This is a genomic window from Heyndrickxia sp. FSL W8-0496, from assembly GCF_038007825.1.
Lineage (GTDB): Bacteria > Bacillota > Bacilli > Bacillales > Bacillaceae_C > Heyndrickxia > Heyndrickxia oleronia.
Genome location: NZ_JBBOXX010000001.1, coordinates 4802623 through 4823147 on the forward strand (window position 1 = coordinate 4802623; position 20525 = coordinate 4823147).

Consider the following 20525-nt stretch of genomic DNA (forward strand, 5'->3'; position numbering starts at 1 on the left):
CTTAGCTTAATAGACAAAGAAGGTGTAAAAATGTCTGCAAAAAAAGAAGATCCCAGGGCCATTCGTTCCAAGCGTTTATTAAAAGAAGCTGCTATATCATTATTAGTTGAAACACAAAATTTACAGGATTTAACGGTTCAAAAAGTTACAGCAAAAGCTGAATTAAATCGTGCCACATTCTACTTACATTATTTAGATTTGCGAGATTTAATGAGGCATATCGTTTATGATATTTTAGACGACCTGTCAAAGAAATTATTACCACTTTTGCAACTACAACCTGTAGATTTAGATGAACAGTTGCTTGCCTTTTTGGATTATTTTTATCAACATCGAAAGTTTCTAGCAGTGTTATTCGAAGAGAAGGCATTTCAGAAAAAGCTCCATAACTTTATTGTGGATATCGTTCAATCAAGACGCGATCTTCAAAAAATAGTAACAGAAGATGCTGTTTCAAAAGATATTATTGCCTCATCCATTCTAGGGATAATAATGTGGTGGATTCGTGACGGAAAACAACATAGCTCTGAATTTATTGCACAACAAATGTCGGTATGGATGACTAGAAGACAATAGGAATGTAGTTGGGCCATTTATAACATGGGGAACAAAAAATAAAAAAGAAGCCTCTCAAAAGTTCAATGAACTTTTGAGAGGCTTCCGTTAATTTCCTCAATGTTTGCAAAATGTTTTTAAACCACTCTCACTTTACCAACAAACCTTGATATATCAAAGGGTCGAGGGGCAGATTACATCATGCCGCCCATGACGTTTTAAACTGTAACATTTATGAAAATAGTTCACGAAAGTGCGATATATAAGGATTTTTGTTACCTTCACCTGTAACATTCTTAACTTAAAAATACAATATTTCATGTACTTGCGTTACCCTTTCGTTACCCATTTGTTACTCGTTATTGAATTTTTTCTTCCTTATTATATAGATTTTTATTTAATTGAAGCCATTTAAAAAAATCTTTATTTAACACTCTTTGAGTTTGGCCGATAATAAATATTGGTAGCGAATTTTGTTCCAGGATCTCTGTTGCTTCAGAATAAGAAATTTTAAGTAGATTTTTAATGTGATAAGCATTTAAAAAAATTGGTAGCTGAGGTTCTGGCATTTTTTTCTCCCCTTTGTTATTGAATCGTTTGCCTATTCATGTCTATAATTTAATCAACCATTATAAGGAGGTTACTTATGGCTCTCCGCAAAGGGAGATGCCGTTTGCCTGAAATCCTCAGTGATATGAGCCAAGCAGAATTTGCTCGAAGAATGAAAGTTGCGGAATCTACTGTATCGAGATGGATAAATAACACTCGAGAAATGACATATGAAAACGCAGTATTAGCCGCAAGAATTCTTGACTGCCATGCAGAAGATTTCTACGAATGGATTGAGGTACCAAAGGGCAAACGGCAATAATAACGGTGGATATAACCACCCTCCCTGAGGAGAACCTTGCCTATATGGCAAGTATTTACTTATTATATCGGATTTTTTATAAATTTTTACAATGGTAATAAATTACATAACATCAGATTTATTTTATTTCCTCTAAGGTTTTAACCTCTATTTTCAATCTACTTTTAACACACAAATCTTCAATTACTTTTTTTCTTGACGAAATTATAGTATAGAATATTAAAACAGGTGTATGTTCGAATTGTGTGGAAATTAGTGGGGAAAGTTCTGCATACAAGGCAATCTTCTTTTTATTTTCTATCATACTCTGAGTACGATCCACTTCTAAAAAATGATACACATTATCTTTTTGAAAAGTTGCATCAGGTCTGATGATCTTCTGTGTTAAACCACTTTTAAATGCTATCTCCCTTTCAATAGTAAAATCGTTAGGAAAATTATAATGAATATACATATCATTTCTAAGAAGGTAATGTTCAACATCATTTTTATATTTACGTTCTTTTTCACTTCCTATGAGTTCCCTTCCTTTTTGATTTAGATAGTACACATTCTCATTATTGCGCTCTGCATGACGTTTTACATGTAAATACTCACCCATGTTACTTAAAACAGTTAAAGCATTTCTGTCGGTGCCTAATTTATGAATCTGTTGTAATTGAGAACGAGTAGCAAATCCCAATTTATCTAAACTCGACAAGATCTGTTCTTGACGAATTCTTTTCTTCCACGACATTTGTAACCTCTCCTTCTAAAGGTATTGGTATTTGGTATTTCCCTAATCGTTCCCACATTTCTTTATTAGAGATGTATGGAACTTGTAATTCTTTAATTTCATGGGTTTTAAATAGGGCCCTACCTTTTATGTTGCTTGGCAATTCCTCTGCCCCTTTGTCATCTATAGCGACTTGTGATGCATACCCAGAAGGCAAACGGAAAGTAATCTTAGCATCTGAATTTTGTTTGATTTGTCTAGGTAATGTATCAGCCGTTGGATATTGAGTAGCATAAATTAATCTATAACCTAATGCACCTGCAACACGTGCGATTTCCCCTAAAGCATGTTGACAATACCCTAACAAAGCTTTTTCGTTTTTACTCATCCATTTTTCTGGAGCTAATTGTGCAGCTTCATCTACAATAATGAATTTTCGTTTATTCAGTGTAGTATCAACGATATTGGTCCAGTAATTTTTTTTAAAGGTAGTGTAATCTTTTTTTACTTCCTTTCCCATAATTTTCTCAAGCATTTCTGCTGCTTCATAAGCATCTGAAGCAACACCTTTAACTTGTTCTAAATTTTTGTAGGGACCAAATTCCAACCCACCTTTTAAATCAATGATATAAAACTCTACATCGTTAGGATGATGCTCAATTAGATAAGTCATCAGCATTTTCAAAAAGACAGTTTTTCCAAATCTAGTAGTACCTGCTGCAGTCATATGGGGAGTATGGTCAAAATTATGCCAAACGAATCCTTCAAGAGATTTCCCTAATGGAATAACCCAACCTCTTTTATCAGGTACATCAGCATAAGGAAACATTGCTGGAATCTCTTTATCATAAACTTTAATATTCAAAAACTGCTTAAATTCAATTATTACTGGTTTTTGTAATCCATCAGAAAATATATTCATTTCCTCTTCAAACTTTTTCATTTTAGTTGCAGGCAACCCTCTCGGAACGGAATACGAATACCTAACTCCAATCGTTTCCTCACCATCTTTAATTGGATATTTATTCATAAATTTAGGTGTAATAAATTGATCCTTTTTTTTAATACCATATCCTACATTCTCAAAAATTTCTTTAATCTTTTTCTTATCATTTGGTCCTGCACTTGGTATAGTTGCGATAGCAAAAATAGCAAGTGGGAATGCGAGAAATTCGAGCATTTCATTACCCTCCATCCGCTATAAAATATACAACCCCAATCCTAATAATATTAACCTATCAGTAATTACTTAAGAAATTTCTGCTTAAAACAAGGACCATAGAGGATTCTTAAGAATAAATACCCCAAAGCACAATAGAACCCCCGACCACATAAGCCATCGTACTTTCGTATCATCAATCCGAAATCCTAGCTTTTCAAGAACAATTATGCCAAGCACCGCTACTCCTAGACCTCCAAAAAAGGTTAATCCTCCATCCAGGACACTTGTATAAGAAGATCCAGACAAGAAAACATCAAAAGGTATATTCTCAATTTTCATAGCGCTCACCCACAAGTGAATTAACAAAAGCTGCGGAATCTTTCATGTCTTTTCCCTTCAAATCATAACCATTGGAATGCCCCAAAATATAAGCCGCTAGTGATGAAGATACCAACATAAAAATAATCACTTCCAATCCCTCCAATTTTCAATTTTCCCTTCTGTGGAACCATCAGGTTTGATTTTAAAATAACCCCTTGTTGCAAAGTGTTTATAATGGTAGGTATCCTTATCATCATGGAACATGTACATGTACTGGCTCATAATTCCACCCTTATCTTCCTCATTATGGTCAGATAAATAATCAGACATTGGTTTAAATGCCTTTTCGATTTCGGTATGAAAATTCACAGTTTGCCATCCCTCCTTAATAAATCCCTATATTCGTCCATTGAATAGCTTTTTTCTTCTTTTCCTTTAAATCGGAAAGGTGCGTTTTCCAAAAATTCAACAACGTTTGAAACTTTTGCATTATCCTCTCTGTAATCCCAGCCCCTATCATAACTGGCACCGGGAATAGATAATTTACTAACCCTTCCCTCATTGATACCGAACACAGAAGGTTCATCAAATAACTTAGCTTGGAACTGAACTCCATCCACTTCCCCTTCACACCAATTAGAGTAATCTGGAAACCAAGTGAATTTTCCTTTCATCTTCATCCTCCTTTTCGTTTCTTAATTCTATTCTTATGACTGTACGCCCAAAGACTTGCCTGTCTATCACAAAAAATTGTGATTTTCATATTTTTTTGTGAAAGGTTTTCATGAAGTCTCTAACGAATGTATATAATAGGTGATGGGGAATGTATATTAGTCTATTGAGTTATTGGATTAAACAATCGACATACAAAAGACCAGAAATATGTAAAATATTAGGTGTATCTCAAAATACTTTATCAAATTGGTGTACAGGAAAAACTTATCCTAATGTTCCACAACTATTGAAACTTTGCGAAATCTTAGACGTAAAAGTAGAGGATCTATACAAATTTAAGGAGGAAGAGGAATGAAAGGACAGCAAATAGTTAAATGTCCGCAATGTGAAGGGAATCATGTTCAAAAAAATGATTTCACAGGAATTTTCTTTTTATTAGCATTACTAACTGGATGGATCCCTTTTCTAGGTTGGTTTATTTTATTGCCATTATTTCTTATTTTAGGAGTCATATATGCTGTAAAAAAAGAAAAGAGATTCGTTTGTCAAGATTGCAAAAGAGGATTTAGAGTAACAAAGGAAACTTACAATGAATATAAGAACTTTTTCAAGCAAAAAGCTGTATAAAAAATAACCGTCCATATGGGCGGTTTTTTAATCTATTACAGTTACATTTAATATCTCATTAAATCGGACCGAGGAATTATTGAAGTACTACTTATATTAAAAGTGAAATAAATAATATCTTTATGTGTATTTTGTACTATAATTATTTTTTTGTAGGAAAATTGAACCATCTTGTAGAAACTAATATAAATGGATCAATTTTTCTAAGAGGTGCATTATGAAAATCAGTAGAAAAAATAAATATGAAGAAATTAAAGTTAAAATTCGCAAAAATAAGGAACAAGAAGATCTAGAATTCTATGAAAGTATAGCACCAGAAGACATGAAACTCTATGAGAGATTCGTGGAACTGTTGGATATGCTTCCCGAACAAAAAAGAAATAAATATATTCAAAAGCTAATTGATGTAGCAGAAGGAAATAAACCAGAATAGTTACTTTCAATGTTGTGTGTTCAAACAAAAAAGCCCCCAGCTGGATAATAAACTGCTTAATACATTTTATTATGATTAAGTGTTTTTGATTGGGTTGTCTCACAAAATGATTAAAGCTCCCACTCAAACTGAGAAAGAGCTTTATCAATATGATTCAACAATATCAGGATTATTTATAGTATGGGTAATCAAAAACAAAATTATACACATATTTTTTATTTACACAATCTGTATAAATTTTATTTCACTAACAAATAATATTTTTACCCAAGAGATTACTTTTGGTGTTCCGTTTAAGGGGGAAGTACGTACTCTAGGTAACCATACTTCCCCCTTAAAACTATCTAATTTGATACCAAGCATTAATACCTTTTAAGAAATTCTCCATTTCTTTAGCTTTTGGTGATCCTTCTGTAAACTGTCCAATTTCAAATGAAAGAGATCCACCATCATTACGCATTGGCTTATAATAATATCCTTTTTGAATAAGGAAATTATGAATCTTTACAAGCGAATCTCCCGAATATCCACCAGTATAAAAAGAAATTTTCTTTTCCACTTTGGATTCATCCTTTACATTTGATTTAGATACCTCTTTGATTTTTAATTTAAAGTGAGATACAAAAGCTTGAAATACTGCTTCTGCATACTTCTCACGGAATTCCTCTGATTTTAATAATTCCGCTTCTTTTTTATTACTCATAAATGGGCCTTCTTGTAGGATTGCTGTCATATTTGTTTCTCGCAGTACATGAAGGTCTTTAGCTTTTACTCCTCGATCACGTAACCCTGTAGCTTTAACAACATATTCTTGTACTACTTTAGCGAATGCTAATGAATCCTTTGGCCATGAAGTATATACAAATGTTTCAAGACCGTTTGCGCTATTCCATGAACTATATGCAGCGTTTCCGTGTTGAGAGTAGAATACATCAGCACCCCATTTGTTTGCTTTGTCTGTTCTGGATTTCAAAGAAACATCTGTTTTACCTGTTGGATCGTCAGTCCTTAATATTGAAACATTCTCACACGTATTTAACTTATTTATTAGTTTCGTTACTACTCCACTATTAAACTCCCATTCATGTAAGGAATTATCAGGAGTACGTTTACCTGGAGTATTTTTTCCGTGTCCAGCATCGATTGCTATTTTCATTTACAAAACTCCTTTTAAAATAAAATGAGCAACAACTAATTGCTGTCGCTCTTTACGATACTTTTTACATTCCTCCTTTAATTATTAATCCTAAAACCGCAGAAACAACTGCACCAATAACAATTCTCAAAATCCAAGTCGTATTGCTTTTTATACTTGCGATATCTTCTTTTATGTCTTTAATGTTTGATTCTGCTACTGCAAGCCTTGTTTTAACATCTGAAATATCACTTTCAAGTTTCGATACTCGTTCTTCCATAATGCACCACCTAAAAGATATTAATACGATCGGTACATAGCTGGCTACAGTTTTCAAAAGAAATAATTATTTCTTAATCTATTGTTATGCTAACCTGTCCTTTTTCGGAAAGGCTATTTAGAAAAAAGTAATCTTTTAGTCATTGCTCTTACTTAGATTTCGTTAAACCTTCTTTTTTCAACACTTCTTTTTGCTTTTTCCCCTTTGCTGTTACATAGTTATTTTTAAACCAAGCAATTGTTGCAGTTACAAATGTGAATGTGGAAGAAATCACTGCTGTCTGTTCTTCCTCTGTACCCGGTATTTCATAAAGACCGAATCCTACAAGGAACTGATTCACTAAAGCAATAGCCAAAACTATAGTTCTAATAACAGTACCCTTATCCATAAATCTCACCTCCCTTCTAGAAAATAAAAAGAACGACTACCTAGGTGGTAATCGTTCTTCCATATCGTCTAATTTAGTAATGATGATATCGTATTTCGTACTAAACCTTTTAATGATCTCATTCTGATCATCTATCGTTTGATACAGTTGTTTTTCTCTTTCTTGGCTTTCCTTTCTTGAAGAATAAAAAAGCCAAACAAAAAGAACCGCAAAGGGTCCTTGGGTTAAAAAATATTGTGCAAGATTTGCATCCATAAGCAACACCGCCTACATAAAAATAGCCTTGATCAGTTCAAGACATTGCTCTATGAGTAAAATTATTCATCCTCTGCCAATATCATTGTTCCTCTTTGGTATTCATAGCCTTTACCGTTTATCTGATCTACAATTATTGCATCGGTATAGCCATTACTTGATATGATTTTTACTTTAAAATCACTTTCAAGTTTACCTAATTTTTTAGCTAATACATTCAATTCTTCATTTCGATTCATTAAGGTCACACCTCATTAATATTTTGATACTCCATTTCTAAAAATTCTAAAGCAGATTCAAAGGTACTTAGTATTTCTTTACCTTCGATGTATTGCTCATAATTTTCCTTTTGAGCTTTTCGATCTCCTTCCAAAACTCCTTCTGCTTTAATCCAATGAACTGTAATAGGTGGAAAACTTACTGGAAAGACCATTGGAAAATGAAAGCCACCTTGACGTTTATGAATTGTCATGAATTCCATATTATGCTTCATCGAGTTATATGCGTGCTTTAGTCCAAATAAAATCTTCCCATTTTCATTTGACTCTTTCCTTTTCTTGTAACCTCTATTATGCTTTTTATGCCATTCTTCAGTTGTTAAAAACCATAGAAGAGTCTCTCCAATTGCTGAGTAAATTTCCTGTTCATCTCTTTGTTTGATTGCATTTTTTAACCTTTCGTATGCTTTTTTAAGCGCATAGCGATTATTTTCAAGTCTTTTTAAAGAAATAGAATCCATTACAATACCACTCCTAAACATTTTGTTTAAATGTGGTATTCAATTAATGGATTGCTATTTCCTTCTAAAAAGTGTTATTTCCTTACTTCCCCACTCATTTGAGCCAATTCCTGCTTAATCTTTTGAGTTAAAGTGGGCCTGTTATTTCCAAATGTTCCTTCGATTCGGAATCCATTTTCCTCATAAATTTCTTTGATTTCCGTTATCCTGGTATCTAATGTTACTCCCCAATCCTTACTTTGAATGGTTGTAATATCGCCAAGATTATAATCCTTTTCATATTTAAAAGGACTATAAGTTAATATCTGTCCCTCAAGATAATGCTCTTGAATTAGTTGTTCCAATTGTTGATTTCCTCTGTCTGTTAGGTCTTTTATGATGTCTGCAACCGGTCTAGGAATAGTTTCATTAGTTGTTCCACCATCACCATCAGGAACTTCTATATCCTCTGTTTCTGGAATATCCCTTGCATCGATAAATATCTCATGTCGAGATAATCCAACTTCTTTCCCAACCTCAACTATACGTCTTTCTACACCTTCGCCTTGACCAGCTACATAAGCAGAGTTTTTATAATTTAATTCACTCTCTGTGTAGTGTAGGGATTGTAAAGACTCAAACTGTGGACTGAAAATAACAGGAGGGTGGACGGATTGATTTACAGATACATCTTTTCCTTCCACAACATCAAAGACCCATTGTTTATTCTTTAAATCAAGTATGACATCCCAACCTAATCCAGTTGCTAAGCTGATTTCTGTCATTTCCTCTGCAAGATTTTTATAACGTGATTGCCAGGAAATAGATGGTCCTCTATTCTTATTCGGTGCAATTACAAGTTGTGGAATCTTTCGCCTTGGGTCTACTGGATTGACAATATTCCTTTCAATGTAATGTTTCATAACTGTTTCAGCATTACCACTCTTATAGTCATAAGCTGTGTATGCAGGTGGAATGGTGATCCTTTGGGCAACTACAGATTGCAAAGACAACCCTCTAATAATCCAATTTTCTGTTGCCTTTCCTTGCTCATCTAATTCAATTTCACGATGTTTAATAATAAAAACCTTATTCAGGTCTTTACCAACTAAAATAAGGTTTCCTTTGAGAAGTTTATCAGCATGTTTTTTGTACCTATTTATTTGTAATTCATTGTCTCCAAATGTGTGGAAACGTCTAGTAAAAAACATAGATTCATAGGCTTCTGTTTCACCTAATATATCCATGTCTGCAGATAAAATCCGTATTGGTTTTTGCATCTAGTCACCGCCTTTTTAGAGCATAAAAAATACGCCTATTCAGCGTTATAATCTTCACCAGTTATTTCTTTGTATTGTTCAGGTGTAATTGCTTCTAATTGTACATATCGTTTTAATTGATCTTTTCTGCACCAGTTCTTTGCATAGCGTTCTTTCAATGATTCAAATAGTGTCATTATTTACTCGCCCCCATTTCAATCATTAGCATTCTCAATTCCAAATCAGTAATTTGCTGACCATGAACCATTGCTTCTAACTCTCGTTCAGTTAATTGCTGACCGAGAATAATATTATCAGGCTTATTAGCACTCTCATATTCTTGTTGCTTCTTTACAAATTCCTCTTCAGTCATACTGCTTATCCACTTACCATTCACCCAAACTGGTTCAAAGAGTCCAGGGGGAATAGGGGTTATGACTATACTATCATCTAATGTATCATTCGGGTTAACAAGTAGTGCATCTATAATATACCCCTCTTCATTTACTTTGTATGCATACGTTAAAACTTGATTCACCATTTATCCCTCCTAAGACTTGAGCATAAATGAAAAAATAAACGTTATTTCATTGTTATTATTTATCTGACTGACTGGTGTTTTAGGATCTATCATTAAATAACCCTGTGTAGTTATCAATCCATTAAAAACTTGGTTTGTGCCATTAACACCACCATACAAATTAAAAGGTGCATCAAAGGTCGGTCTAAATCCCTGTGGTAATTGTGCAATAATCGGTGTTGAATTCGCACCTTCTTTTTTCATAATTCCAAAACCATAAACAATATCATCCACCCTTCTTACAGCATTTTTTGAACTATCTTCAGCAAGCCAACCCGACCAAGGATTAATAAAATAATAAGACGTCTTATATTCGGTTTCACCTTGAATTATAAATGCATTACCATTAAACCTTAATGTATAAACATTCCCCTTCTGTAATAAACCAGCTATTAACAAACCACTACTTGGATTAGCTATATATGCTTCGCCTATTCCATTTACATTTATTTTAGGATAACGATTATTTGTTAAATGTATTTTTATTGCTAACGCTAATCCTTCTTTATACTCTGTGATGGATTGATCTATTTCAACGTTGTATACACTACCATCACCAGTTGTTATTGCATAGGGTATATGTTCTGTAAAATCGTGAACATGTTCTAATAGAGCATTGTTATCAAAGTTTGGAAGAATCTTAGAACCTGCCCAAGGGCATATATCTGTTTTCCCTCTTTCGTCAATCACATCATTTACATTAATATAGGTTTGACCACCGACAATTTTTACTTGTGCTAAAGAGATTTCATAAACAAATTGATCTCTTTGTAATGCAGGGGGAACTGGAATAGTAGATGCTACACCTTTTTTAATAAAAGATTTTACAAATCGAGATTCAGTTCTTAAATCTAACCTTACTACAATTCTATCAATACGATTTTTCCCAAGTACTTCAGTATCATGCGTATGAGATAAAGGACTAGTATTCTCATAACTCCTACCTACAACATAAGCAACTCCTGTATTAAGAGTCGTAATCATTGAATTTCCTTCGGTAGAAACTTTCAGTTCACCACTCTCACCTTTCATAACTCCAGTCGTAACTAACCTTCGGAAATAATCAGTAAATTGTTGTGCAAAATACTCACGATCCCAAACTCCTGGAGCAACTTCAACTGGATCAAAAAAACTAAAATTCTCTGCCATAACAGCACCTCCAATTACTTACACACTTACATAACGATTTCTAAATTCAACATATACCTCTGGTTTTCCACCATCTGAAAGAAACGATATTGCATTTTCTCCCTGCCTTAGCATGAAAAACTCACTGCTTAAATCTATAAACCCCATTCCATTAGTTTCTACACCGTCGGGAGCAACGATGTTCACATCTTTTCCATTAAAATCAGTTGTGATTATTAAGTTATATCCTTCTGGTATTGCATAATTTATCAAAATAAATTCTCCAGTTGTTAAATTGGTAATCTTCGGATTTACCACCTCACCTCTAAAGGTAACTTTGATTGGGGCAGGTGCATCACCAATGTTAACTAATACCCTTGAATCTCCCCTTGATGCGAAACGTACTGGGAAATGAAAAGGAAAACGGAAATGTGAAACAAAGTCCTCCAATTTTATATTCGTTGGATTAGTATCCTGCCAGTATGGATCAGGGCATAAGAGATTAACAATAGACTTTTGATACCACTGTCCTTTATTATCAGAACCCAAAGGAAATGTTGGAACATTTTCTGAAACAGCCCATATTTCTCGTTTTGTATTTCCATTCTCATAAATCAATTTTCCTTTACCCAAACTAGGGTTAAAGATAGAAGATAACAATTGACGTTTTTCTAATAATCCATTTCTACTAGATTCAATAATTGAAATATAAAGAGTTATTGGACGTGGTTGAAGTCGAGCATCAATAAAGGTATTTCCATCTTGGTAGGGAGCCTTTGACGTTTGAATATCAGCTTGCACATCACCTTTTCCATCAATATTTTCTAATAAAAAAGGAAGTCTATTACTTATTTCAATAGACTGCCCTCTAGAATTGATAAAAGTTACTTTTTCAGCCACTTGATCACCTTCCTAAATTAAATTCCATACCCCATTGGACCATTGCCTGTTTAGTTTTTCTTGATACGTCATAAGGTGATGGATTAGGTTGGTAAAAGTTAAAATTTTGTTCGATGGCTGGCAATTGAGAACCTGGTACGGAACCATTTAAAACATCAGAACCTGGTACACTTGGAACAGCAGCTCTTGCTAATTCATTCGCTTGATAGGTTATTCCCCTAATACTGTTTTTCATCCCTTCAGCTAACCCTTGCCCTGTATATTCTCCAAGTCTCATCATTACTCTAGATGGTGAATGAATATCTAATGCTTTAGAGATTGTGGAAGAAATAGAATTTGCAATTTCCCTAGCTTGTTGTAATAAAGGACCTGTCATTGAAGATAATCCATTCATTAAACCTTTAATCGTATTCTGACCAATGCTATTCATACTTGATTTCATAGCATTAAATTCAGCTGTAGTTCCAGAACGAATATCCTTAACCTTTTTAGTCCAATCCGTTTTAAGTTGCTCCAATTGGGAATTAGCGTTTTTATGCAATTCATCTATTTTCTTTTTGGTATCAGTTTTAAGTCCTTCTAATTCACTTGTGGCCTGTAAACGAGCAAGTTCATTTTTAACCTTCCACAATCGAACAAAATCCTGTAATTGTGAATCAGTCATACTGTTTAAAGCTGAAACTTCTGCAGCCGCTTTAGGACCCATTTCACGAAGTTCCGCAAGCAACCCTTTATCTATCCCTTTTTCAGCTAGTTGTTGAATATTTGTAGCCCATTCGCTAAAGATAGATACTTGATCTTCAAGATTTTTAAGGAGTTTATCCCCTGTAACATCAGCCTTTTGAGAGACTTCATCAAATATCCCTGCGAATGAATACAATGATTTTGTACGATCTTCAACCGCCTTTTGATATTCAGCATTTAGGGCATTCTCTTCATCAATTAACTTCTGATTAATCTCTTGAACCTTTGTAACATACTCTTCATTCAAAGATGTTAATTTATCATGAATTTCCTTTTTTACACGGAAAACATTTTGTTCAGCCTCTTCTCTCTCTTTTGATCCAACTTTATATCTTGCTTGTACACGTTCCCATGCAGCAAGTTCGTCAGCAAGAGAAAGTTCATTCATTTGCTTTTTCTTTTCGATGTATGATTTGGATTGTTCAAATTGCTGTTTTAATAATTCAGCTTGCTTTTTCACTGAATCCTGTCTGATTTTTTCAATCTCTAGATTGATTTTTCTTACTTGTTCAGGGGTTTTAGCATATTGAGCTCTTATTTTTTCTAAAGACTTTATATGTGCTTGAGCATCTACCTCACCCATTTTAAAACGGTAATTTTCTTTATCTAAAGCTTCTTTAAAGTTTTTAGCTGCTGCCTGAGCATTCTTTTTAGCTGCCTTTTCTGCTTCTTTTTGTTTATTGGATATCCCTTTGGCAAAACCTTCACCAGTGTGCTCTCCAAGCTTTGTTGTAACCCTAGATGGAGAATGGATACCAAGGGCTTTTTTAATGCTATCTCCTATTCCGTTTGCTATGTCCTTCGCTTTATCCCAAACAGACTTAGCAAGTGAACCGATACCATTTAGTAAACCTTGAATGATATCTTTTCCAATAGAAAATAGATCAACTGCTTTTAAAGGGTCCTTAATGAACTTAACAACTTGGTCAAAAGCCGTTTTAGTAGCAGACTTAATGTTTTCCCAGACATTTGTAATAGCTGTTTTCATTCCATTAACAATAGAAGTTATTGAGGATTTAATCCCATTCCAAATGCTAGTAGCTGTTGACTTAATCCCATTTATAATCGTTGAAATAGCTGTTTTAATCGCATTCCAAACACTTACAACAGTTGTTTTTATGGCATTAACAATACTTGAAATAGCACTCTTGATTCCATTCCACACTGTTGAAGCAGTTGTTTTCATTGCATTCCAAATTGTACTAATTGCAGTTTTAAATCCTTCAAATATGGATTTAGCACCGTCCACAAAGGCTTTGATGATTGTGGAAATTGCTGTCTTAATTGCATTCCAAGCAGTTGAAGCAGCAGTCTTAATGTTGTTCCAAATCTGTGATAAATGACTTTTAAATCCGTCAAAATCACCTTTTAATAAATCTATTAATAATAAAACAGGACCAAGGATAACATTCTTGATAATTTCCCATGATGATTGCGCCATTGTTTTAATTGCATTCCATGATGTTTCTAAAACTCTTTTAATATTATTCCAGGCATTAGAAAAAGCACTGGAAACTGAATCCCATGTGCTAGTAAAAAAATCAACTATTGGAGTAAAAATAGATTTTAATGTTTCAACGGTTGAAGTCCATACCGATGTAACTCCATCCCATATTGATGTGGCAGCTGTTGTAATCCCTTCCCATATTCCAGAAAAGAAGTCTTTAATGCCTGTCCATACTGATTCAGCAGTACTTTTTATTCCTTCCCATGTGGAGGATAAAAAGTCTTTTATAACTCCCCATACCTCAATGGCTTTCGCTTTAATTTCATCCCAGTTTTTATATATTGCTATACCTGCAGCAATTAGTGCGGCAATGCCAGCAACTATACCTGCTGCAATTCCTATCATTGCTCCAAGGCTTAAACTTAAAGCACCTGCAGCTATAGATAATCCTGTTAAAATCGGGCCTAAAGCAATAAAAATACCCATTAATACACCAAGTGCTGTGCCGACTGCTGCAATTGTAGCAGCTAATGTAGGGTTTTCCTTTACCCATTCAGCTATTTTAGAAACTAGCTCTGCAACCTTTAATAAAAATGGTTCAGCAGCCGTTTTTAAATCAGCAAATGCTTGTTTCAATTGAATCGCTGGATCAGCATTCATTTTAGAAATAGCATCGTTTAGTTGATCTTGATTAGCCTTTAAATCTACAGTTGCATTTTGTGCATTTAGAATTGTGTTAATAATGTTTTGACCTTGATCCTCAAACATGGTTCCAAACATCTTAACTCCAAGTTCATTCCTTGCTGTTGCGTCTTTTACACCATTTAGAGCCTTTGTTGCTTCTACCATAGCCTGGCTTCCTTCTTTTCCACCTTTGGCTATTGCGGTACCCCATTCTTCAAACTTTTCAATAGATAATCCTGCTCCGACAATAATTTGTCTAGTTGCCTTGTCAGTTCCAGCTCCAAACTCAGCCATTTTAATACGGCCTTCTTTAAGACCATCTAAAAGATTATCAATATTCCAAGTTTTTGTATCTACCCCTGCAGCCATAATTGCTTGGATTTCTTGAGCATCATATCCAGCCCGCTGGAGTTGTTGTCCATATTCAGCAATGGTATCTAATTGTTCAGGTGGGAAACCTAATTTCAATAAAGAATTAACCAATCCAATGGCATCATCGTTAGTTATTTTTAATTCACCAGATATTTCATTGATCTCCTGGATTAGTTCAATAAAGTCAATTCCTGCATAAGCTTCAGAAATGACAGCTGCGCCTTTTGCAATTGTACTATTAGCAGTATCACTTGCAGTTTTATTAAGTGTCCATTGACGTCTAACCCCTTCAAGTGCTGCTTCTCCATCCACACCATATGCTTCAATATATCTTATAGCTTCGCGAACAGATTCTTTAGATTCTTCCGGAACTTCAAATGTAATGTCAACTTTGGTTTTTAACGATGAGGTATCTAGAGCCTTTTCAATTGTTGCAGCTATTCCACCACCTGCAGCAAGAGCACCAACAACCCCTGAAAGTTCAGCACCAAAACCGTTAACTTTATCCTCTGCATTCTCAGCTTCTTTAGCAACCTGACTTAATTCTTTCCTTACAGACTTTAAAGAACCACCGTCATCAACTTTGGATAGAGATCGTTTCATTTTATCCAAGTCTGCATTTGTACCTAGGGCAGTTACCCCAACTTTATTAATAGCATCCTCAAGCTGTCTGGAAGATGCTGTACCGTTCTTGATAGCATTTGTAAGCCTTCCGCCTAAAGCACTTGAAAAATTGTCTACGCTAGTCCCTGTGGCTTCAAAAAGTGTGTTTAATTGTCTAGTAGATTTAGCAATGTTATCTTGTTCTTGATTAACGAAAGATAATTTCCCTTTTAAACCATCTAGCACACTTTGTGTTGCAACAAGTTCACGATTAAAGGCACGATATTGCTCCTCAGATATTTTCCCTTGTGCAAATTGCTGATCAACTTGGGACTGAGCTTCTTTTAACTGATTTAATTTTTGAGTTGTAGTTTGAATTTGATCAGCTAAAAGCTTTTGTTTCTGTGCTAACAATTCTGCATTACCAGGATTAAATTTTAGAAGTCGTTCCACGTCTTTTAATTCAGTTTGAAGCTTTGTACTTTGCTTATTTACATCTGATAGAGCTTTCTCCAAACCTACTGTATCAGACCCTATTTCTATCGTAATACCTTTGATTTTATTACTACCTGCCATATCCTCACCCCACTTTCAAACAAAGAAAAAAGCACCCTATAAAAGAGTGCTTAAAATGAATCAAAATCGGATTGTGTGGCTTTTCTAGCCTTTTTCTTTGGTGGTTTTTGCATGTCTATAAATTCATGAATATAGTCCATACACATTCCAATTGTCATATCTTCTAGATCGTTTCTAGTTAACTTGCATTTATAACAAAGAGCAAGGAACAGTTCAGTGGAAAACTCTCCATCGTTGTCCGTTCCTTGGCCATCATCGTTTATTTTTTTTTAGATTGAATAGTTTTCGTTATCATTTCCATTAGTTCTGAAACAATATCAAGTATTGGAAATTCATCAAATGAATCCAACCAATCAAGTGGATCAGGGATTTCATTATTGGCTGTTTTTGCAAAGGCCCAAGCAATATTATAAAAGACCTCAAAGTCTAGTCCTTCAAGGTCTTCAGCAGAAAAATCATCATCTTGTATTTTGTTTAATTTATCAAGTACACCTAGTTTCATGATTTCTGTAAAATAATCTTTTCCGAATTGAGACTTGAATCGAATAGGTGTTGCCCCTGTTGATTTAAACTTTATTTCTTTACCATCTATAGTAACTGTTTTTTCCATATTTAATCACCTCATTGAATTCATTCAGACACCCTTATGCTGCCGGAGTTTTTTCATAGACTTTTGTATACCAAGCATCATAAATAGCTGCAGGAGTTTCAGCTGTAGTCTTTGTTTTAACCATTAATTTACCGTCGATTTCTAGAGGACTAGCTACAAATGTTAGTTCATTTGGATTTGGTTCAGCTGAGCTTTCTTTTGTTTTTGATCCTACTGTTGGACGGTTAGCTGTGCAATTGTATAGAACATGGCGAGTAGCTTTTACATCACCATCAAATTCAAACAAAAGTGCAAATGGTTTCCCTTTAGCATCCGCTAATTCATTCAATACCTTATCGGTTTCGTCCTTTTGTTCACCTAAAGCATCAATGGCAAATTGTTCGATGATATTGGCAATTGATAATGTACCATCGTACCCTTGGTTATTACTTGCAGAATAAAAGAGCATATCATCTGCATAAAACTCGATCATATCCCCACGTGGTTCCAAGGATAATTCAATACCACCCGGCATTTTAATAGGAGTTTCAAAAGTGATCTTTCCATTTACTACGTTGTAAGGAGCATAGTGAACATTTTTTAAACCAAATGTTACTTTATTTTCTGGCATATTAAATCAACCTCGCTTCATATATTCTTTGAAATAAATTTTCTGATTCTATAAATGTTTCAGTAGTTTGGTAGGGTATTTCATATTTATCTAGTACTGATTCAAGCTTAGCTTCTGCTGATAAGTCTTTCTTTAAGGTATAAAGTTCAATTTGAACATTTTCTATCTTTTGATAGACCTTATTGTCAGCAATATAGTGAGAAGAATACGGTGTCCAATAACAAATATAAGGTGGATCAGGAACTGGATTATTATCTGTTGGTGTGAAATGTGAATAAGTGACTGGATAACCCGTTTCATTGAGTATTTTTTTTAATTGAACTAGATTCATTGTCTAATCGCCCTTTCCACTCTATTCACATATTCATCCACAGTCTTCTTTTCAACTGGTCGTATATGAACCCTCGCTGCCACCCTGCCACCACCACGTTTAACATGCCCATTTTCCAAAAGGTGTGCGAGTCGATAATTAGGAGCCTTATTGTAAATAACAATATTTTTACCGACCTTTTTTCGAGCCCAGCTTTTTGCATAACTACCTGTATCCTTTGGACTTTTTTGCTTTAAAAGTGACACTGCTTCCTTCGTAACATCTTCTTTTATTACTTCAACTTCTTCTTTTACAGACTCTGTATATAAAGATAGTTGTCTAGCAATTTCTTTTGACAGGTCTTTGACCTTAACCATTTGATCACCTTTTTTCCTTTACAAGGATGGTCAATGTTTTGTCCGCTTCATCGTCATTAATTGGCGGTTCGATAATGTCAAATATACGATTGTTATATTTAATCCTCATCTCTGCTGTAATTCCCTCAGTGTAGTGAATAACAAATCGGGAAGTAATTGTTGTACGTTCAGAACCTGCATTTACATACTCGGAGCCTTTTAACGTTTTGATCATTGCCCAAGCCTTTTTGTATTCCACCCATTGAACTTCTTTTTGTCCAAGTTCATCTTCAATGGAAACAGGCTTTAAAAAAGTGATTCGGTGTCTATAAGATCCTGAATTATTATTTGGATTATATTTAAATGGTCGCATTTGTATCATCCTCTAACACAATTTCTTCAAGTGCTTTATCAATTGCTAAGTTATTAATTTCAGTAAGAAAATTTGTGCTAAAGAATTCTAGAGCATCATTATAAACATACCTGGAACGTTCAAAAACTAATTCCTTAAAATCAGCATCATTATTAATATCATAATTACCACATCTTTTATTTAAGGCTTTAACAGACGCAGAAAGGATGCGTCTTAGGTTATCATCTTCCCCGTCCCCCAAGTGCATCCTTTCTTTAAATTCTTTTAAAATATCATCGGTGATGCTCATTGACATCATTCCTTATTTTCTTTAGCCACTTTAGCTTCTTCAAGTTTTTCCCTTAGCTTTTCAAGGCCAGTGTTAGGATGTACTGTAACACCAAACGATTCCAACTCTTTCCTGATAGTGGATTTCTCTTCTTCTTCCGCCTTTTCTTTTTCTTCTTTCTCCTTTAATTCACGAGCCGCTTTTTCTTCCTCTGTTTCTACTTTCTCTATAAAAATCCGTTTATGTTTAGGATGTTCTGCAGACAATTCTTCTATGCGTTCTTTAGTGGGTTCATAACCTTCAACAGGATATTCATCACCTTTACGATAAACAATATTATTATTCTCTTTATCTCTAAAATCATTAATTACCTGATATGGCATAATACATCATCCTTTCATTAAACTGATGGAGTATCTGGTGCAGCAGGAGCAAAGGAAATATCAAGATCATACACAAGTGCAGTTTTGTTGTCTTTTGGCTTTCCATTTGCAAATTGTTTCATTGTGTATAAACGTGCATCTTCAATTGCCAATGTTTCATCAAATTTATTAATTTTATATCCACCTGCTATAGCAGCCAAGTATGCATCTTTAACAAAGAACAGTGCTTTACCTTCTGCCACTTCCTCCGACTCTATTGGAGAGATATTGTAAGGTAAAGTTGTCACCCATTGACCGGTTGACGTTTGAATAGTGTTACCAATTTGAACCTTGATGGCATCAACAGGATTAACAACCATTACAATTTTATTTGCTACTTTACGTGCTTTGCCTTTTGCGTCTTTAGATAAGGCAACTACCACACCACCTAATTCTTTAGCAATAACTTCTCCTTTTTCTGAAGGAGCAAATGTTAAAGTACCGCTTGATGTTTTATCCGTAACGGCACCTGTTTCAGCGTTAACATCTTTCATTAACCCAACCGGCTCATTTTGAATAGGACCACGACCATTTACGAGCCCATATTCTAAACCTACAGAATATGATTCAACTAATACTGTTCGTACATATCGTTCAACATACTCTGGGCCTAATTCCAACATATCCTTTGGAATAACTGCAAAAGCCGTAAGTTTTAATTGTTCAATTTTTTCTTCACGAAATGCTGCTGAAATTTGCCCCTTGATTTCCCCGAACAACGCACCCCAGGCATATGCTTTATTTGCATCAGAATAAATGTATCGAGTAACTGCACCTAAGTCTTTTAAACCAATAGCATCTAGTAATGGATGTTCAGATACTAAATCCTCAAATACACGCTCCTGAGTAGTGATAGGTAAAATAGTATCTTCAGCAAATCCACCACTTGCAATTACTTCATTGAAAAATTTCCGTTCTGTAGATGTTAATACATTTTGACCACGTGCTGCTAAGATTTGTGCGTCATGCACTTCGTTTTTTGCTTCTGATGTAATTTTTTCAGTTAAATCCGTTTGAAGAGCTGTAAACATAGCGTTAAATGCATTTTCTAATTGCTCTGGTGTTGAATTTTCATCTTTCATTACATCCATATAAGCTTGTTTTTTAGTTTCGAAATTTTCCATTGTACCTTTTAATTTCATTGTCAT

32 protein-coding genes are annotated in these 20525 nt (G+C 34.4%); 5 read left to right on the plus strand and 27 right to left on the minus strand.

Going from position 1 to position 20525, the window contains the following annotated elements:
- Nucleotides 1-30 precede the first annotated feature (30 nt).
- Nucleotides 31-576, plus strand: coding sequence for a TetR/AcrR family transcriptional regulator (locus tag NST63_RS24230; RefSeq protein WP_212946577.1), 546 nt, complete (start codon nucleotides 31-33; stop codon nucleotides 574-576).
- A 338-nt stretch (nucleotides 577-914) separates the two neighbouring features.
- Here the strand turns inward: NST63_RS24230 and NST63_RS24235 are convergent, their stop codons facing one another.
- Complete coding sequence (locus NST63_RS24235) at nucleotides 915-1124, minus strand: hypothetical protein (protein ID WP_341043932.1); 210 nt, start codon at nucleotides 1122-1124, stop codon at nucleotides 915-917.
- A gap of 77 nt (nucleotides 1125-1201) precedes the next feature.
- Here NST63_RS24235 and NST63_RS24240 point away from each other — a divergent pair, with 77 nt between their 5' ends.
- Nucleotides 1202-1426, plus strand: coding sequence for a helix-turn-helix domain-containing protein (locus NST63_RS24240; protein WP_341043933.1), 225 nt, complete (start codon nucleotides 1202-1204; stop codon nucleotides 1424-1426).
- A gap of 118 nt (nucleotides 1427-1544) precedes the next feature.
- On the opposite strand, the gene NST63_RS24245 is transcribed toward NST63_RS24240, so the two are convergent.
- From NST63_RS24245 to NST63_RS24270, 6 genes are all read right to left on the minus strand, one after another.
- Nucleotides 1545-2162, minus strand: a complete 618-nt coding sequence (locus tag NST63_RS24245; RefSeq protein WP_341043934.1) for a replication-relaxation family protein — start codon at nucleotides 2160-2162, stop codon at nucleotides 1545-1547.
- Nucleotides 2110-3321, minus strand: coding sequence for an FtsK/SpoIIIE domain-containing protein (locus tag NST63_RS24250; RefSeq protein ID WP_341043935.1), 1212 nt, complete (start codon nucleotides 3319-3321; stop codon nucleotides 2110-2112). The genes NST63_RS24245 and NST63_RS24250 overlap by 53 nt, the downstream gene beginning before the upstream one ends.
- A gap of 84 nt (nucleotides 3322-3405) precedes the next feature.
- On the minus strand, nucleotides 3406-3642 hold the full coding sequence (locus tag NST63_RS24255; protein ID WP_341043936.1) for a hypothetical protein: 237 nt from the start codon (nucleotides 3640-3642) through the stop codon (nucleotides 3406-3408).
- Complete coding sequence (locus NST63_RS24260) at nucleotides 3632-3772, minus strand: hypothetical protein (protein ID WP_341043937.1); 141 nt, start codon at nucleotides 3770-3772, stop codon at nucleotides 3632-3634. The genes NST63_RS24255 and NST63_RS24260 overlap by 11 nt, the downstream gene beginning before the upstream one ends.
- Nucleotides 3769-3993, minus strand: coding sequence for a hypothetical protein (locus NST63_RS24265; protein ID WP_341043938.1), 225 nt, complete (start codon nucleotides 3991-3993; stop codon nucleotides 3769-3771). Before NST63_RS24265 ends, NST63_RS24260 begins: the two co-directional genes overlap by 4 nt.
- The gene (locus NST63_RS24270) at nucleotides 3990-4298 is read right to left on the minus strand and encodes a DUF7678 domain-containing protein (protein ID WP_341043939.1); all 309 of its coding nucleotides are present in this window, start codon (nucleotides 4296-4298) and stop codon (nucleotides 3990-3992) included. The genes NST63_RS24265 and NST63_RS24270 overlap by 4 nt, the downstream gene beginning before the upstream one ends.
- Before the next feature lie 149 nt (nucleotides 4299-4447).
- Here NST63_RS24270 and NST63_RS24275 point away from each other — a divergent pair, with 149 nt between their 5' ends.
- The 3 genes from NST63_RS24275 (at nucleotide 4448) to NST63_RS24285 (ending at nucleotide 5359) form a co-directional block, all read left to right on the plus strand.
- On the plus strand, nucleotides 4448-4654 hold the full coding sequence (locus tag NST63_RS24275) for a helix-turn-helix transcriptional regulator (RefSeq protein ID WP_216385771.1): 207 nt from the start codon (nucleotides 4448-4450) through the stop codon (nucleotides 4652-4654).
- Nucleotides 4651-4926 (plus strand): hypothetical protein, encoded by a 276-nt coding sequence (locus NST63_RS24280; RefSeq protein WP_341043942.1) that lies wholly within the window; start codon nucleotides 4651-4653, stop codon nucleotides 4924-4926. Before NST63_RS24275 ends, NST63_RS24280 begins: the two co-directional genes overlap by 4 nt.
- Before the next feature lie 217 nt (nucleotides 4927-5143).
- Entirely contained in the window at nucleotides 5144-5359 is a 216-nt protein-coding gene (locus tag NST63_RS24285; RefSeq protein ID WP_341043944.1) for a hypothetical protein, read from the plus strand.
- A 340-nt stretch (nucleotides 5360-5699) separates the two neighbouring features.
- Here NST63_RS24285 and NST63_RS24290 read toward each other — a convergent pair whose 3' ends face one another.
- The 20 genes from NST63_RS24290 to NST63_RS24385 all read right to left on the minus strand — a co-directional run bounded on the left by NST63_RS24290 (nucleotide 5700) and on the right by NST63_RS24385 (nucleotide 20525).
- The gene (locus NST63_RS24290; RefSeq protein WP_280616723.1) at nucleotides 5700-6515 is read right to left on the minus strand and encodes an N-acetylmuramoyl-L-alanine amidase family protein; all 816 of its coding nucleotides are present in this window, start codon (nucleotides 6513-6515) and stop codon (nucleotides 5700-5702) included.
- A 64-nt stretch (nucleotides 6516-6579) separates the two neighbouring features.
- Entirely contained in the window at nucleotides 6580-6774 is a 195-nt protein-coding gene (locus tag NST63_RS24295; protein ID WP_058006851.1) for a hemolysin XhlA family protein, read from the minus strand.
- A 148-nt stretch (nucleotides 6775-6922) separates the two neighbouring features.
- The gene (locus tag NST63_RS24300; protein ID WP_209391870.1) at nucleotides 6923-7171 is read right to left on the minus strand and encodes a phage holin; all 249 of its coding nucleotides are present in this window, start codon (nucleotides 7169-7171) and stop codon (nucleotides 6923-6925) included.
- 27 nt (nucleotides 7172-7198) lie between these two features.
- Complete coding sequence (locus NST63_RS24305) at nucleotides 7199-7417, minus strand: BhlA/UviB family holin-like peptide (RefSeq protein ID WP_078109218.1); 219 nt, start codon at nucleotides 7415-7417, stop codon at nucleotides 7199-7201.
- Between the two features lie 62 nt (nucleotides 7418-7479).
- Nucleotides 7480-7656 carry a hypothetical protein gene (locus NST63_RS24310; protein ID WP_216386510.1) on the minus strand — a complete coding sequence of 59 codons (177 nt, stop codon included), beginning with the start codon at nucleotides 7654-7656 and terminating at the stop codon, nucleotides 7480-7482.
- Nucleotides 7657-7661: 5 nt separating this feature from the next.
- Nucleotides 7662-8156 (minus strand): hypothetical protein, encoded by a 495-nt coding sequence (locus NST63_RS24315; protein WP_216386509.1) that lies wholly within the window; start codon nucleotides 8154-8156, stop codon nucleotides 7662-7664.
- Between the two features lie 74 nt (nucleotides 8157-8230).
- Complete coding sequence (locus NST63_RS24320) at nucleotides 8231-9415, minus strand: siphovirus ReqiPepy6 Gp37-like family protein (protein ID WP_341043946.1); 1185 nt, start codon at nucleotides 9413-9415, stop codon at nucleotides 8231-8233.
- Nucleotides 9416-9450: 35 nt separating this feature from the next.
- Nucleotides 9451-9591, minus strand: a complete 141-nt coding sequence (locus NST63_RS24325) for an XkdX family protein (RefSeq protein ID WP_341043947.1) — start codon at nucleotides 9589-9591, stop codon at nucleotides 9451-9453.
- A complete protein-coding gene (locus NST63_RS24330) occupies nucleotides 9591-9932 on the minus strand; it encodes a hypothetical protein (protein ID WP_341043948.1) in 342 nt (113 codons plus the stop codon). Before NST63_RS24330 ends, NST63_RS24325 begins: the two co-directional genes overlap by 1 nt.
- Before the next feature lie 12 nt (nucleotides 9933-9944).
- On the minus strand, nucleotides 9945-11123 hold the full coding sequence (locus NST63_RS24335; protein WP_341043949.1) for a hypothetical protein: 1179 nt from the start codon (nucleotides 11121-11123) through the stop codon (nucleotides 9945-9947).
- An 18-nt stretch (nucleotides 11124-11141) separates the two neighbouring features.
- Nucleotides 11142-12002, minus strand: coding sequence for a phage tail family protein (locus NST63_RS24340; protein WP_341043950.1), 861 nt, complete (start codon nucleotides 12000-12002; stop codon nucleotides 11142-11144).
- A 4-nt stretch (nucleotides 12003-12006) separates the two neighbouring features.
- A complete protein-coding gene (locus tag NST63_RS24345; protein ID WP_341043951.1) occupies nucleotides 12007-16428 on the minus strand; it encodes a hypothetical protein in 4422 nt (1473 codons plus the stop codon).
- Between the two features lie 259 nt (nucleotides 16429-16687).
- The gene (locus NST63_RS24350) at nucleotides 16688-17038 is read right to left on the minus strand and encodes a hypothetical protein (protein ID WP_341043952.1); all 351 of its coding nucleotides are present in this window, start codon (nucleotides 17036-17038) and stop codon (nucleotides 16688-16690) included.
- Between the two features lie 34 nt (nucleotides 17039-17072).
- Nucleotides 17073-17648, minus strand: a complete 576-nt coding sequence (locus tag NST63_RS24355) for a major tail protein (RefSeq protein ID WP_341043953.1) — start codon at nucleotides 17646-17648, stop codon at nucleotides 17073-17075.
- Between the two features lies 1 nt (nucleotide 17649).
- Nucleotides 17650-17979: a hypothetical protein gene (locus tag NST63_RS24360; RefSeq protein WP_341043954.1), complete on the minus strand. Its 330-nt coding sequence runs from the start codon at nucleotides 17977-17979 to the stop codon at nucleotides 17650-17652.
- Entirely contained in the window at nucleotides 17976-18335 is a 360-nt protein-coding gene (locus tag NST63_RS24365; RefSeq protein ID WP_341043955.1) for an HK97 gp10 family phage protein, read from the minus strand. Before NST63_RS24365 ends, NST63_RS24360 begins: the two co-directional genes overlap by 4 nt.
- Before the next feature lie 4 nt (nucleotides 18336-18339).
- A complete protein-coding gene (locus tag NST63_RS24370) occupies nucleotides 18340-18687 on the minus strand; it encodes a phage head closure protein (protein WP_341043956.1) in 348 nt (115 codons plus the stop codon).
- Entirely contained in the window at nucleotides 18674-18985 is a 312-nt protein-coding gene (locus tag NST63_RS24375; RefSeq protein ID WP_341043957.1) for a hypothetical protein, read from the minus strand. Before NST63_RS24375 ends, NST63_RS24370 begins: the two co-directional genes overlap by 14 nt.
- Entirely contained in the window at nucleotides 18982-19338 is a 357-nt protein-coding gene (locus tag NST63_RS24380; RefSeq protein WP_341043958.1) for a hypothetical protein, read from the minus strand. The genes NST63_RS24375 and NST63_RS24380 overlap by 4 nt, the downstream gene beginning before the upstream one ends.
- A 17-nt stretch (nucleotides 19339-19355) precedes the next feature.
- Nucleotides 19356-20525 carry a phage major capsid family protein gene (locus NST63_RS24385; RefSeq protein WP_341043959.1) on the minus strand — a complete coding sequence of 390 codons (1170 nt, stop codon included), beginning with the start codon at nucleotides 20523-20525 and terminating at the stop codon, nucleotides 19356-19358.